Here is a 13,562-nt window from a genome sequence, read left to right as displayed (position 1 = left end):
GAAAATCAACAGAACCGCGTTCTGAGATATTGGAAGCACGCCCTTAGCGCCTGGGCCTCGCCGCCTTCTGGGTAGCCGGGGCGGGCGCGGGGGTTCCAGGCGAAGATGTCCATGTGCCCCCAGGCGCCCGTGGTCGGAGCAAACTTCTGCAGAAACAGGGCGGCCGTCACCGAGCCGGCCTGGGCCCAGCCGGCCGGGTCGTTCCGGAGATCCGCGATCTCGGCGTCCAGCGCGCCGCGATAGCCGGGCCACAGCGGCATCCGCCACAGGGGATCGCGCACCTGACCTGCCGCCGCCAGCAGCCCGGCCGCCAGGGCTTCGTCATCAGTATAAAGTGGCGGCAGCTCCGGCCCCAGCGCGATCCGCGCGGCGCCGGTCAGGGTGGCGAAGTCCAGCGTCAGGTCGGGTTGGTGCTCGCCCGCCCGTGTCAGGGCGTCGGCCAGGATCAGCCGGCCCTCGGCGTCCGTATTGCCGATCTCGATGGTCAGCCCCTTGCGGCTGTTCAGGATGTCGCCGGGCCGGAAGGCGTCGGCGGACACGGCGTTCTCGACCGCCGCGACGATGACCACCAATCGCATGGGCAGGTCGGCCTGCATCACCAGACGCCCCAGGGCCAGGGCATGGGCCGCGCCGCCCATATCCTTTTTCATATTGCGCATGCCGGCGGCGGGCTTCAGGTCCAGACCGCCGGTGTCGAACACCACGCCCTTGCCGACCAAGGCGACCAGCGGCAGGTCGGTCCGGTCCAGCTTCCAGCCGATCTCGATCAGGCGCGGCGCCCGGTGCGGGGCGGCGGCGCGCCCCACGGCGTGGACGGCCGGATAGTTGTCTTCCAGCAGAGCGTCGCCGGTGGTGACGGTGATCTCGGCGTCGGCCTTCTCTGCGATCTCGCGGGCGATGGTCTCGATCTGCAAAGGCCCCATGTCGGCGGCGGGCGTGTCGACCATTTCGCGGGCCAGGGCGCAGGCGGCGGCGATGCGCGAGATTTCGGCGACATCCACCCCGTCCGGCGCGACCAGCCGCACGGGCGTCCGGTCCGGCCGGGCCTTGTAGCGGTCGAAGACATAGGCCCCCAGCAGGAAGGCCAAGGTCGCCAGTTCCGCGTCCTGGGCGGCGACCTCAAGCCGATATAGGCCGCCCGGCAGTCGCGCCGACAGCCCTCGCACGCTCATCGGGTCGAAGGTCGCGCCCGCGCCCACGACCACCTGGCCGATCTCGCCGTCCGCGTCCGGCACGACCAACAGCTGGCCCGGCTTGCCGTCGAATCCATGTCGATCGCCCCAGCGTCGGGCCGCGCCGTCCAGCACGCCGCCCGCCTGCACGAAGCGGATCGGGATGGCGCCGTCGCCGTCTTGGGCGGAAACCAGCAGAGGATGCGAGACGGACATGAGGCCCTCAAAACGAAGTTAACCATCGGTTGACGCGAACCGGCGATTCTAGGGGTGAGACCTCTAGGACCGTCTGGACCTGACCCATGTCGCGCATGCCCGCCCTTCTCGCAACCGTCGCCCTGATCGCCCTGTCCGGCACGCCGACGCTGGCGGCCGATCCGACTGCGGCGACCGCGGCCCAGGCCCGCGCGCCGTCGTCCGCTGCGGTGCGGGCCACCTATGACCGGATGGACGCCCTGTCGCGCTCGGTCTTCTGGGCCTCGGAGCAGCAGGCTGATCCGACCGACGCCGTGGCGGGCGTGAAACTGGCCCAGGCCCTGCGTGAGCTGGGCCGCTACGACCAGGCAGCCGAGGCCGCGCAGGCGACATTGACGCTCCAGCCCAACAATCTGGACGCCCTGCTGGAGCTGGGCCGCGCCCACATCGCGCGCGGTCAGGCCTTTTATGGCGTCGCGCCGCTGGAGCAGGCGCGCGACTTGGCGCCGCGCGATTGGCGCCCCTACTCCCTGCTGGGCGTGGCCTATGAGCAGGTGCGTCGCACCGACGACGCCCGCGCCGCCTGGAACCAGGCCCTGGCCCTGTCGCCGGACAACCCTGATGTCCTGACCAATGCCGCCACCGCCGCCTTGACGCATGGCGATGCGCCGGGCGCCGAGACCCTGCTGCGCCGCGCCGTGGCCCAACCCACCGCCTCGGCCAAGGTGCGCCAGAACCTGGCCATGGTGCTGGGCCTTCAGGGCAAGATGGGCGAGGCGGAACAGATCCTGCGCCGCGAACTGCCGCCCGAACAGGCCGAGCGGAACCTGCAATGGCTGCGCTCGCGCAGCACCGGCGGCGCGGCGACGTCCGGCGGCGGCGCAGCGACCGACACCGCGCGCACCTGGAATTCGCTTCAAGGCGGTTGATCCGCCCGTTGCGGTCGGGCCGCCCGCGTGGTGGATGAGGTCATGGCTTCCCTCCCCGCGCCCCGCACTTACCAGGCCTTCCTGTTCGACATGGACGGCACCTTGATCACCTCGACCCTGGCGGCCGAGCGCGTCTGGACCCGCTGGGCCGAGCGCCACGGGCTGGATGTCGAGGCCTTCGTTCCCACCATCCACGGCGTGCGCGCCATCGACACCATTCGTCGCCAAAAACTGCCCCATATCGACCTGGACGCCGAGGTCGCCTGGGTCGAACGCGGCGAGATCGAGGACGTGGACGGCGTCGCCCCAATCCCCGGCGCCGTCGACTTCGTCAAACGCCTGCCGCCCGACCGCTGGGCCGTGGTCACCTCCGCCTCGATCCCCCTGGCGCGCGCCCGGCTGAGGGCCGCAGGCGCGACCCCGCCCGCCGTGATGATCACCGCCGAAGACGTCGAACGCGGCAAGCCCGACCCGGCCGGCTATCTGAAGGCCGCCGCGACCCTGGGCTTTGACATCGCGGACTGCCTGGTGTTCGAGGACGCTGAGGCCGGGATCAGAGCGGGCGAAGCGGCCGGCGCCGATGTGGTGGTCGTCACCGCCGCCTGGACCCATCCGCTGAAAACCGATCATCCCACACTGGCGGACTATGCGGATGCGACTGTGGAAGTGCGATCCGATGGGCGTCTCGTCCTGACGCTTTAAATTCCCCCATTACGCCGCGCTTCACGGGGGAGGACTGAGCGCCTATCTTCGCCCCATGATCGACGACCTCTACAGCGCGCGCATCCTGTCTCTGGCGGCGAACCTGCCGCACGCGGGTCGGCTGCCTACGCCGCAGGGCACTGGCGAGCGGGTGGCGAAACTGTGCGGGTCTCGCGCGACAGTCGATGTGACGCTGGACGACGCGGGCCGCATCGCCGACTTCGCCCAGGACGTCAAAGCCTGCGCCCTCGGCCAGGCCGCCGCCGGGGTGCTGGGTCAGTCTGTGATCGGCGCGTCGGTCGATGATCTCAAGGACGCCCGCGACGCGATGATCGCCATGCTGAAATCCGGCAGCGACGGCCCCGTCGGCCGGTTCGAGGATTTGCGCCTGCTGAAACAGGTCGCCGACTACCCCGCCCGCCACGCCTCGACCCTGGTCTCGCTGGAGGCGACGCTGGAGGCGGTGAACAAGGCCCTCGCCGCCCGAACTCGTCTCGCCGGCGCGGCCTGACGGGCACGACCGGTTGATCCCCCTGCTGCAACAGGGGATAAGCGCGGCGAACCTCTCAAGCCCCCGGCGAAGGGACGTGATGTCTCTCTATGAACGCGGCGTGCGCGCGGCCCATCGGGGCTACAAGCTGACGCTGTCCCCCCTGATCGGCCAGCAGTGCCGCTTCCTGCCGACCTGTTCGGATTACGGGCGCGACGCCCTGATCCAGCACGGACCGGTAAAGGGGGGATGGCTCACCGTGCGCAGGCTCTGTAAATGCCATCCCTTCGGCGGGTCGGGATACGACCCGGTTCCGCCAGTAAAGACGAAGCCATGATCGACTTGAAATTCCCCGATGGCGCGGTGCGCCAATACCCGGCCGGCTCTACGGCGCGCGACGTCGCGACCTCCATCTCGCCGTCGCTGGCGAAGAAGGCCGTGCTGGCCGAACTGAACGGCGAGCAGCGCGACATGGGCCGGGTGCTGGAGACGGGCGGCGACTTCCGCCTGATCATGCGCGACGACCCCGCCGCCCTCTATACGATCCGCCACGACACCGCCCACGTCCTGGCCGAGGCCGTCCAGACCCTGTTCCCTGGCACCCAGGTCACGATCGGCCCGGCGATCGAGGACGGTTTCTACTACGACTTCTACCGCGAAGAGCCCTTCTCGACCGACGACTTCGCCGCCATCGAAAAGGAGATGGGCCGGATCGTGGATCGCGACGCCAAGTTCGAACGCGAGGTGTGGGAGCGGGACGACGCCATCCAATTCTTCGAGGCGCGCGGCGAGAAGTTCAAGGCCGAGCTGATCCGCGACCTGCCGGGAACCGAGACCATCACCCTATACAAACAGGGCGACTGGATCGACCTGTGCCGGGGCCCGCACTTCCCCTCGACGCGCCACGTCGGCAAGGCGTTCAAACTGACAAAGCTGGCCGGGGCCTATTGGCGGGGCGATTCCAAGCGCGAGCAGCTGCAACGCATCTACGGCACCGCCTGGGCGACCAAGGAGGATCTGGACGCGCATTTGCAGCGTCTGGAAGAGGCCGAAAAGCGCGACCACCGCAAGGTCGGCAAGGCCATGGAGCTCTTCCATATGCAGGAAGAGGGCCGGGGCATGGTCTTCTGGCACCCGAAGGGCTGGGTGCTGTGGCGCGTGCTCGAGGCCTATATGCGCCGCCGCCTGGACGCCGCCGGCTATGTCGAGGTCAAGACGCCCCAGGTGCTGGACCGCAAATTCTGGGAGCAGAGCGGCCATTGGGACAAGTATCGCCCCAATATGTTCGTCTGCGAGACGGTCGAGGGCGAGGAACTGAGCCTGAAGCCGATGAACTGCCCGGGTCACGTCCAGATCTTCGACCAGGGCCAGCGGTCCTATCGCGAACTGCCGCTGCGCATGGCCGAGTTCGGCGCCTGCCACCGTTATGAGCCGTCGGGATCCCTGCACGGTCTGATGCGGGTGCGCGGCTTCACCCAGGACGACGCCCACATCTTCTGCCGCGAGGACCAGATCGTCGAGGAGACGGCCGAGTTCATCAAACTGGCCCGCAGCGTCCACGCCGACCTCGGCATGGAAACGGCCTATATCAGCCTTGGCACCCGGCCCGAGAACCGTGCCGGCACGGACGAGTTCTGGGACAAGGCCGAGACCCTGATGGCCGAAGCCGCCCGCGCCGCCGGAACCGAGCCGGTCGTCACCGAGGGCGACGGCGCCTTCTATGCGCCCAAGCTGGACTTCATCGTCAAGGACGCCATCGGCCGCGAATGGACCTGCGGCACGATCCAGCTGGACTACGTCCTGCCCGAACGTCTGAACGCCACCTACATCGCCGAGGACGGCCAGAAGCACCGCCCGGTCATGCTGCACCGCGCGATCCTGGGGTCGTTCGAGCGCTTCATCGGCATCATGATCGAAAACTACGCCGGCGCCTTCCCGCTGTGGCTGGCCCCGACCCAGGCTGTGGTGGCCACCATCACCTCGGACGCCGACGATTACGCCCGCGACGTGATGGCCAGGTTCAAGGCCGCCGGCCTGCGCACCGAGATCGACCTGCGCAACGAAAAGGTCGGCTACAAGGTGCGTGAACACTCGGTCGGCAAGGTCCCGGTCATCGCTGTCGTCGGTCGCAAGGAGGCGGAAGACGGCATGGTCGCCATCCGTCGCCTCGGCTCGCAGGCCCAGACCCTGGTCACGGTCGAGGAAGCCATCCGCATCCTGACCGACGAAGCGACCCCGCCGGATCTGAAGCGCGCCAGTTGATCCGCTGCGCGCGAATTCGCGCATAGGAACGCTAACGGGATGGATCGCTTGTGATGGGGCGCGCGCCTGCGCTCCATCACGGATGCGAGACCTCACCATGGCCGACAAGACCCTGGACACCCTGTTCCACGACACGCTCAAGGACATCTATTACGCCGAGCGCAAGATTCTGAAGTCTCTACCCAAAATGGCCCGTGCGGCTCAGTCGCCTGAGCTGAAGGCCGCCTTCGAGAAGCACAAGGGCCAGACCGAAGGCCAGATCGAACGCCTGCAACAAGTGTTCGAGCTGATCGGCAAGCCCGCACGCGGCAAGACCTGCGACGCCATTGAGGGCATCTTGGCCGAAGGCGACGAGATCATGGAAGAATACAAGGACACACCGGCCCTGGATGCCGGCCTGCTGGCCGCCGCCCAGGCGGTCGAACACTATGAGATCACCCGCTACGGCACGCTGAAACGCTGGGCGCTGGTGCTGGGCATGAAGGACGCCGCCGCCCTTCTGGACGAGACGCTCCAGGAGGAATCCCAAACTGACGAAGATCTGACCGGCATCGCCGACGCTGCGGTCAACGCCGATGCGACGAAGAGCGCAGTTTGACTTTATGGGGGCGGCTGACGACCGCCCCCGCATTGCCGCGGCTTTGACCATCCGCCCCAAACCGGACAGCTCAGCGCGTAAAAATCAGCGTTCATAGTCTCTTAGGCGAAGCTAGTCGAAGATGCGTCATCGACTCCTGAGACCTGACGATGACGAAATACGCGGCCGGCCAAGATCGCTCAGTACTGCAACACCTCATTGCAGACGGGCATATGCGATACCTGATCATCCTCAGTTGGGCGATCGCGCTGTTCACAGTGACGAACGTGGGGACCGCCGCAATGTGGTTCTTGGCGGCGACCCTGTCGGGTCTGTTGCGCACATTCACCGAACGTTTGCTGGTGATGGCGGACGACACCTTGCACGGACGGATCAAGCTGGTGGCCGCAACGGTCTCATGCGTGGCCTGGTCCGCCGCCCCGCTGCTCGCCTTCCTCCATGGCGGCGCGTATGGCGTGCCGTTGGGTGTCGCCCTTCTGATGGCCGGCTATGTTCTGGTGTTTACCCAGATGCGCGCCGCGCCGCGTGAGGCCTTGCTGGTTTCTACGCCTTACACCCTCGTGTTCGGCGTCCTTTTCGTAAGACTTTACGGCACACCGGGCTTCTGGGTCGTTCTGAGCATGGCTCCGGTGCTGGCGCTGGCCCTGTTGATCAAGGTGGCCATCAATCAGATGAAGGACAATGATCTGGAGGCCGTGAACCGACGCCAAGCCGAACTGATCTCCGAGTTGGAAGCCGCCCGCGACCGGGCCGACGCCGCCAGCGCCGCCAAATCCAGCTTCCTCGACGTCATCTCTCATGAGCTTCGCACGCCGATGAACGGGGTTCTGGGGGCCGCGCAACTGTTGCAGATGTCCGAGCTCAGCGAGCGTCAGAAAGAATTCGTCGGGGTCATCCGCGACTCCGGCGAAGGGCTTATGGTGCTGCTGAACGACATCCTCGACATCACCAAGATCGAGTCCGGCAAGATGGAACTGGACTTTGTCGATGTCGGAGCCGAGACCCTCGCCGCCCGCCTGACGGGCCCGTTCAAGGCCCAGGCCGAAGCGCGCGGCCTGACCTTCACGACCGACATCCGCGGCCCGCTGCCGCCGCTTCTCAGAATGGACCCGCTGCGCCTGGCGCAGGTGACGCATAACCTGCTGGCCAACGCCATCAAGTTCACGCCCCAGGGCGAGGTTCGCCTGATTATCGACAGCGAGCCGGCAGGCGAGGGCCGCACGACCTTGCGGCTTGGTGTGGTCGATTCCGGCATCGGCATCGCCGCCGACGATCTGACGCGCCTGTTCCAGCCCTTCTCTCAGGTGGACGGGTCGTCCACCCGCAAGTTCGGCGGCACCGGCCTGGGCCTTAGCATTTGTCAGCGTCTGGCCGCCCTGATGGACGGCGAGATCACGGTGACGTCGACCCCCGGCCAGGGATCGACCTTCACCCTGCACGCGACCTTCGATACGCCTCAGGTCGAAGCCGCCCGCATAGCGGCCTGATCAGTCGCGCAGCAGTTCGTTGACGCCGGTCTTGGCCCGCGTCTGCGCGTCCACACGCTTGACGATGACGGCGCAGTACAACGACGGCCCGCCATTGGGATCCGGCAGCGAACCCGGCACGACGACCGAATAGGCCGGCACCTCGCCTCGGAACACTTCGCCGGTCGCCCGGTCCACGATCTTGGTCGAGCCCGACAGATAGACGCCCATGGCAAGGACCGCGCCCTCGCGCACGATCACGCCCTCGGCCACCTCGGCGCGGGCGCCGATGAAACAGCCGTCCTCGATGATGGTCGGATTGGCCTGCAAAGGCTCCAGCACACCGCCGATGCCCGCGCCGCCTGACAGGTGCACATTCTTGCCGATCTGGGCGCAGGAGCCGACCGTGGCCCAGGCATCAATCATCGAGCCCTCGTCGACGAAGGCGCCGATGTTCACGAACGACGGCATCAGCACGACGTTCCTGGCGATATGCGCGCCGTGACGGACGATGGCGCCGGGCACCGAGCGGAAGCCGGCCGACTGATAATCCGACGCGGTCCAGTCGCCGAACTTGTTGGGCACCTTATCCCAGAAGGGACCGACGGCGACGGGATGATCCACCGACAGCGGCATGACGGACGGCGCGCCCGCCCGCATGATCTGGTTGTCGTTCAGACGGAAGGACAGCAGCACCGCCTTCTTCAGCCACTGATGCGTGGTCCAGACGCCATCCTCGCCGCGCGAGGCGACGCGCGCCTGCCCGGAATCCAGCAGGGCCAGGGCGGTTTCAACGGCGTCGCGCACCTCGCCATGCGTGGCGGCGGACACTTCGCCGCGCTGTTCCCAAGCGGCCTCGACGACGGATTCGAGATGCGACAGATCGGTCATGCGGCGTCCTTGAAGCTCAGGTCGGAGAGGAAGTCGAGAAGGTCCGGGGCCACATGGTCAATGTGCGGCCCGATCGGCTTGCCATGGCCGTCGCCGATCAGGACCGTCGCCATGCCCAGCGCCTTGGCCGGCTCTAGGTTCTTGGACGTGTCCTCGAAGAAGGCGGATCGGTGCGGATCGATGCCGAACTGCTCCAGCATCCGGCGGAAGGTCGCGGGATTGGGCTTGGGCGTCAGATCCCCATCCTCAATGGCGAAAACGCCTTCGAAACAGTCGGCGACGCCGATCCGCTCCAGAACACGATGGGCGTAGTCGCGCGCACCGTTGGTGAAGACATAGCAACGACCGGGCAGAGCCTTCAGCCGCTCGGCCAGACGCGGGTTGGGTTCGACCCCGTCCAGCGGCACGTCGTGCACCTCGCGCAGGAACCGTTCGGTATCGACCGCATAGTTGGCCATCAGCCCGGCCAGGGTCGTGCCGTGCTCGTCCAGAAACTGGCGTTGCATCGCGGCGGCGGCCTCGGGCTCCAGTCCGACGGCTTCGACCACGAAGGCGTTGATGCGCGCCTGGACCAGCCGCATCAGACCCTGCTCGCGCGGATACAGGGTGTCGTCCATGTCGAACACCCAGGCGCGCACATGCCCAAGGGATGTGGAATGGGGGTCGATCAAGACGCCTTCACCAGGGTGCCCGCGCCGAACTCGGTGAACAACTCGACCAGCATGGCGTGCGGTCGGCGCCCGTCCAGAATGACCACCGCCTCGACGCCCGCGCGAACGGCGGCCATCGCGGTCTCCAGCTTGGGGATCATGCCGCCGGTGGCCACGCCCGTGTCGATCAGGTTTTGCGCCTCGTCCAGCGTCATCTGACGGATGATGTCGCCGTCCGCGCCCTTGACCCCCGGCACATCGGTCAGCAGCAGCATCCGCTTGGCGTTCAGCGAACCCGCCACGGCGCCCGCCACCGTGTCGGCGTTGACGTTGTAGGTCTGGCCGTCTTCGGCCACGCCGATCGGGGCGATGACCGGGACCCAGTCTTCGGTCTCGGACGCGATCAGGCCGGCGATCAGCTTGGGATCGACCTTGGTCGGTTCGCCGACATAGCCGAGGTCCACCTCATGCTCGATCATGCTGTCGGGGTCGCGCTTGGTGCGGCGCGTCTTCTCGACCGTCAACAGACCGGCGTCCTTGCCCGACAGGCCGACGCCGCGCACGTCCGCCTCCTTGCCGGCCATGGTGATCCAGTGGGCGATCTCTTTGTTCACCGCGCCCGACAGCACCATCTCGGCGACTTCCATCGTCGCCGGATCGGTGACCCGCAGCCCGTCGACGAAGCTGGACTTCACCCCCGCCTTGTCCAGCATGGCGCTGATCTGCGGCCCGCCGCCGTGCACGACCACCGGGTTCACGCCCATCAGTTTCAACAGCACCACATCGGCCGCAAACTGCCGCGCCACAGCGCTTTCGCCCATGGCGTGACCGCCGTATTTGATGACCACGGTCTCGCGGTCATAGACCTGAATATACGGCAGGGCCTCGGCGAGCGTCTTCGCCGTCTCCCAACTGCGTTCCTCGGATTGGCGCTCGGTTTCGTTCATCACGCGCGCGAGATAGCGGGGGAAGGGGGCGGTGTCACGGAATTACAGTGGAAATCCTATTGCAGGAACTGACCTAGCAACATCCTAGTCAATTCCGAAATGATACAAGACCGTCTCTACGCCGTCAGACCGCCGCACTGGACAAACCGCTTTCTCAACCCATTGGAAAATCGGAAAAGTATGTTCCAGGTGCCCAATCTCACGATTTAAGCTCAGCAATCATGTCAATCGAACATCCGCGATACATGAAATGGCCCCGAAAAACGGCTTCGGTCACCCAAATTACGACTTGGGCTGGGGCGGGTTCTTTCCAGTCATGCTCTAGCGAAACACTGTATTCTCCGCCTTGAGCGACCCGAAACTCCAAGGTCGCGTAATCCCCATCCTTGCCCCATTGTACTCGAAGAGGCGCCGCACCACCTTCCGGATCTACAGCAAATCGGATGTCCGCACGCCATCGCCCAATCGGGAGAAAAACGTAGGGGCCATGAAGCAACATTCTAGGCCGCCCCGTGAGGTCAATGTCAGGCGAGCCGTCAACGAACGCCTCTGACTGATACGAAAAAACGTGCGACGGCCAATGAGCGGCGACACCAGGCCGGGGGGGTAGATCAGTATAAATTGACAAGGGGGATTGAACGGTGCTTCGCGCGCACTTGCCAAGACGTTTTGCGATGCCCACACCGTCGATTTCTGCTTCGACGCTATCAAGGTCATGAAGAGTCGCGCCCTCGGAGATGACGTGCGCAGCAACCACGAGGCGCCGCGACTCCTTATGCAGTTCATGACGGTCAACAAATGATCCTGGAGAGGGGGCCAACGGCGGCAAATCCCCATTGGCAAAAACGTGCGTTCTGGCTGCCGCAATATGCACAGTCCAGTTTACGTCATCGCTAATCACGACCGTAGGATGCTGCGGGTCGAATGTTTGGGGAGCAGGTCCAGAGATCAACTCAAACCCACCGCCGCTCGCAACTTCTATCAACGAGTCACGCCACTGCTTTGACGAGGACTCATCCACCAATAACAATAACGTCGGCAAAGAATCGATCGCCATATTCTATATAATACCTTCGAGGTATAGCGTCATTTTTGACTGGCAAATTTCTTACTGCCGGCACCAAAATCACGCTATTTAAACAACTCGCGCCATTCTGCCAGTTTTTCAAGCGGCACTAAAAAGTAATCCCAATACGATTGATCGGAGACCCTAGACCACTCTTCTCTACTGGACACAACGTTACCGAACAAGTCTGATATCGAATATTCTATTTCATTGGCAAATTCAAAAAGACTGAACATATCGTGTCCGTACAAGGTATAGGTGGGCTCGCCCCATTCGACGCTGATATATGGACGAAAACGTCGCAATGTTTCTCGCCCTCCTTTGAGAACGCTGAGTTCGTGCCCTTCAGTATCGATTTTAATGTAGCGCAAACTTGGCAGGTCAACCGTTTCGGCATCCAGCGTCGATATCTCGACTTGAATCGGCTTTGCGCCGCGATCACCGTCACTTGCTCGTTCTTTAAAGCCAGACTCCCCGACAGCTTTCGTCATGAAAAGGAACTCCCCGACGCCGGCGGCGTCAGAAAGCGCTTTTTCGCGGATCTCGGCGGCCGGCCCCACTAAGGCACGGCTGTGTGCCGCAAAATCTGGAACAGGTTCGAAACCGATCACGCGGCCATGCTCACCGACCACTTCGTGAAAGCGCGTAAAGTGCCTGCCGACGTTCACACCGATATCGACGACAACGTCACCAGCCGACAGCAGGCGGGAAAAAACATCGGCCAAAATGTCTTCATATTCCGGCACGTCCCCCGATTGGTGTCGCTCCCTCCAGTAGCTCGCACTTCCTGCGGCACCCATCCCAAAGAACACTTGAATAGGCAGCTCCGTTGAATGGATGGACGCTTTCGCGAGGCTATGTCCCTCTCCGACCGGCTTTCTAAATACGAAACATGCGTCGTCGCCTCTATTCGAGGCATCTAAACCCTCATCAGCAATCCATTTTAAAAGTTTATCTCGCTCTAGCCGATCGATGACGTTCCAAGCGAAGAACGTCCCAAACGCCATGAGGTCAAAACCCACCAACTTTCCGAACGCCCGAATTTGCTGCGGCGCAAACTCTCGAATGTGAGGATCGTAAAGATGCGGGTGCTCCTGTCGAAGGATTCGCGCAATAGCATCGACCGAGGTAGCATTTGGCGCGCTGACTAGCAGCAGGCCGCCGGGTTTCAGAATACGATACGACTCGCTAAGCACCTTCAGGACGCCACTGTAGTCAAAGTATGTGCGTCCATTTGACTCTGAACCAATCGGCGTGACGTCCCTTAACTCGGACAGGACTTCTAGACACAGGACCCGATCAAAGACGGCGTCATCCAGTTCAAAGTCCTCGCCCAAGGGGCCATTCCATGAATGATAGGAAGACGAATGGACGTCGCGAACGAATTCCCCAAAAAAGGACTGCCCGCCAACTTCTAAAACGCTTGTACCTTTGTCAAAACAACCAGAAAACATGCCCGCGCTGATTTTAAACCGCTCATAGTGAACTTGCTCATAGACCCCAAGCTCACGGTTAGCGGCATAAGCCTCGAACAATTCGACGTTTTTCGTGTACCGTCCGTCTTCAACTGTCAGCGGCGGCATTGGCGTCCGTCGAGCGTCGGCGTAGCACTCCATCAGTGTTGGGAAAGCCAGCGCGAGAGGTGGGCTGGGTGGCGAAGCTGCGGCCTTTGCGCCCGCAGTATCATCTCGATTCATTGGAGTCTCTTGGTCGCCAAAAGCAAATTATCAAGGCTGATTTCTACACGCCCGAGCCGTTCTCCGCCTAGCGAAATCCACAATCTGTAGCGACGCCAAGCCCTTATGGTCAGTGCATTATCCAGACCTTCTGATACCCGTCGTACAGCACGGTAGCGGACGACCTGGAAGAATACTCGTTCATTATCATCCCCTTGCCTCCATCACCGCCGATGGCAGAATCATCAACCGCAATGATCGAGCCGGGCCTAAGCGCCGGTCTCGCGGCCAGCAGTTCCATAATATGATGGATGGCGCTGGGGTGGGGCGCTTCCGGATAGACATCGAAAGAGTCTAGAGACAGCAAATCGACAGGCTTATTTATAAACGGACACAGAGCGTTCAACGCCGCAACGGAGTCATCGATCACCAATTGCGTCGAGTGGCTGCAGTGGCTCCGCGCCGTGTCAATGCTGTCCACATTGATATCGATAGACGTCAGCCATCCGGACCGCACC

Annotated in this window: 14 protein-coding genes; 7 read left to right on the top strand and 7 right to left on the bottom strand. The window is 63.8% G+C overall.

The window, feature by feature from the left end; genetic code table 11:
* Positions 1 to 5 precede the first annotated feature (5 nt).
* Positions 6 to 1,388 (bottom strand): leucyl aminopeptidase family protein, encoded by a 1,383-nt coding sequence (locus tag JX001_RS02590; RefSeq protein WP_205682164.1) that lies wholly within the window; start codon positions 1,386 to 1,388, stop codon positions 6 to 8.
* Between the two features lie 86 nt (positions 1,389 to 1,474).
* Here JX001_RS02590 and JX001_RS02585 point away from each other — a divergent pair, with 86 nt between their 5' ends.
* The 7 genes from JX001_RS02585 to JX001_RS02555 all read left to right on the top strand — a co-directional run bounded on the left by JX001_RS02585 (position 1,475) and on the right by JX001_RS02555 (position 7,835).
* The gene (locus JX001_RS02585; RefSeq protein WP_205682163.1) at positions 1,475 to 2,296 is read left to right on the top strand and encodes a tetratricopeptide repeat protein; all 822 of its coding nucleotides are present in this window, start codon (positions 1,475 to 1,477) and stop codon (positions 2,294 to 2,296) included.
* Between the two features lie 42 nt (positions 2,297 to 2,338).
* Positions 2,339 to 2,998 (top strand): HAD-IA family hydrolase, encoded by a 660-nt coding sequence (locus JX001_RS02580; protein ID WP_205682162.1) that lies wholly within the window; start codon positions 2,339 to 2,341, stop codon positions 2,996 to 2,998.
* Positions 2,999 to 3,053: 55 nt separating this feature from the next.
* Entirely contained in the window at positions 3,054 to 3,509 is a 456-nt protein-coding gene (locus tag JX001_RS02575) for an iron-sulfur cluster assembly scaffold protein (protein WP_205682161.1), read from the top strand.
* A 79-nt stretch (positions 3,510 to 3,588) separates the two neighbouring features.
* Positions 3,589 to 3,825, top strand: a complete 237-nt coding sequence (gene yidD, locus JX001_RS02570) for a membrane protein insertion efficiency factor YidD (protein WP_082503497.1) — start codon at positions 3,589 to 3,591, stop codon at positions 3,823 to 3,825.
* On the top strand, positions 3,822 to 5,750 hold the full coding sequence (gene thrS / locus JX001_RS02565) for a threonine--tRNA ligase (protein WP_205682160.1): 1,929 nt from the start codon (positions 3,822 to 3,824) through the stop codon (positions 5,748 to 5,750). Before yidD ends, thrS begins: the two co-directional genes overlap by 4 nt.
* A 97-nt stretch (positions 5,751 to 5,847) precedes the next feature.
* Positions 5,848 to 6,348, top strand: a complete 501-nt coding sequence (locus JX001_RS02560) for a YciE/YciF ferroxidase family protein (protein ID WP_205682159.1) — start codon at positions 5,848 to 5,850, stop codon at positions 6,346 to 6,348.
* Between the two features lie 212 nt (positions 6,349 to 6,560).
* Positions 6,561 to 7,835 carry a sensor histidine kinase gene (locus tag JX001_RS02555; protein WP_205682158.1) on the top strand — a complete coding sequence of 425 codons (1,275 nt, stop codon included), beginning with the start codon at positions 6,561 to 6,563 and terminating at the stop codon, positions 7,833 to 7,835.
* Here the strand turns inward: JX001_RS02555 and dapD are convergent, their stop codons facing one another.
* The 6 genes from dapD to JX001_RS02525 form a co-directional block, all read right to left on the bottom strand.
* The gene (gene dapD / locus JX001_RS02550) at positions 7,836 to 8,705 is read right to left on the bottom strand and encodes a 2,3,4,5-tetrahydropyridine-2,6-dicarboxylate N-succinyltransferase (RefSeq protein ID WP_205682157.1); all 870 of its coding nucleotides are present in this window, start codon (positions 8,703 to 8,705) and stop codon (positions 7,836 to 7,838) included. It abuts the gene before it with no gap.
* On the bottom strand, positions 8,702 to 9,376 hold the full coding sequence (locus tag JX001_RS02545) for a pyrimidine 5'-nucleotidase (protein WP_241004723.1): 675 nt from the start codon (positions 9,374 to 9,376) through the stop codon (positions 8,702 to 8,704). Before JX001_RS02545 ends, dapD begins: the two co-directional genes overlap by 4 nt.
* Positions 9,373 to 10,302, bottom strand: coding sequence for an acetylglutamate kinase (gene argB / locus JX001_RS02540; RefSeq protein ID WP_017506718.1), 930 nt, complete (start codon positions 10,300 to 10,302; stop codon positions 9,373 to 9,375). The genes JX001_RS02545 and argB overlap by 4 nt, the downstream gene beginning before the upstream one ends.
* 199 nt (positions 10,303 to 10,501) lie before the next feature.
* Positions 10,502 to 11,359, bottom strand: coding sequence for a hypothetical protein (locus JX001_RS02535; RefSeq protein WP_205682156.1), 858 nt, complete (start codon positions 11,357 to 11,359; stop codon positions 10,502 to 10,504).
* 74 nt (positions 11,360 to 11,433) lie between these two features.
* On the bottom strand, positions 11,434 to 13,065 hold the full coding sequence (locus JX001_RS02530; RefSeq protein ID WP_205682155.1) for a class I SAM-dependent methyltransferase: 1,632 nt from the start codon (positions 13,063 to 13,065) through the stop codon (positions 11,434 to 11,436).
* Positions 13,066 to 13,174: 109 nt separating this feature from the next.
* Positions 13,175 to 13,525: a class I SAM-dependent methyltransferase gene (locus JX001_RS02525; protein WP_205682154.1), complete on the bottom strand. Its 351-nt coding sequence runs from the start codon at positions 13,523 to 13,525 to the stop codon at positions 13,175 to 13,177.
* Positions 13,526 to 13,562: the final 37 nt, after the last annotated feature.

The sequence above is a fragment of the Brevundimonas fontaquae genome (assembly GCF_017086445.1).
In the GTDB taxonomy this organism is placed as follows: Bacteria; Pseudomonadota; Alphaproteobacteria; order Caulobacterales; family Caulobacteraceae; genus Brevundimonas; species Brevundimonas fontaquae.
This window is presented reverse-complemented; position numbering and strand designations above follow the sequence as displayed.

Coding starts and splice junctions, on each gene's coding strand:
- JX001_RS02535 (WP_205682156.1), bottom strand. CDS start 11,359: ATGGCGATCGATTCTTTGCCGACGTTATTGTTATTGGTGGATGAGTCC.
- JX001_RS02590 (WP_205682164.1), bottom strand. CDS start 1,388: ATGTCCGTCTCGCATCCTCTGCTGGTTTCCGCCCAAGACGGCGACGGC.
- JX001_RS02575 (WP_205682161.1), top strand. CDS start 3,054: ATGATCGACGACCTCTACAGCGCGCGCATCCTGTCTCTGGCGGCGAAC.
- JX001_RS02585 (WP_205682163.1), top strand. CDS start 1,475: ATGTCGCGCATGCCCGCCCTTCTCGCAACCGTCGCCCTGATCGCCCTG.
- JX001_RS02555 (WP_205682158.1), top strand. CDS start 6,561: ATGCGATACCTGATCATCCTCAGTTGGGCGATCGCGCTGTTCACAGTG.
- JX001_RS02580 (WP_205682162.1), top strand. CDS start 2,339: ATGGCTTCCCTCCCCGCGCCCCGCACTTACCAGGCCTTCCTGTTCGAC.
- dapD (WP_205682157.1), bottom strand. CDS start 8,705: ATGACCGATCTGTCGCATCTCGAATCCGTCGTCGAGGCCGCTTGGGAA.
- JX001_RS02560 (WP_205682159.1), top strand. CDS start 5,848: ATGGCCGACAAGACCCTGGACACCCTGTTCCACGACACGCTCAAGGAC.
- JX001_RS02530 (WP_205682155.1), bottom strand. CDS start 13,065: ATGAATCGAGATGATACTGCGGGCGCAAAGGCCGCAGCTTCGCCACCC.
- yidD (WP_082503497.1), top strand. CDS start 3,589: ATGTCTCTCTATGAACGCGGCGTGCGCGCGGCCCATCGGGGCTACAAG.
- thrS (WP_205682160.1), top strand. CDS start 3,822: ATGATCGACTTGAAATTCCCCGATGGCGCGGTGCGCCAATACCCGGCC.
- argB (WP_017506718.1), bottom strand. CDS start 10,302: ATGAACGAAACCGAGCGCCAATCCGAGGAACGCAGTTGGGAGACGGCG.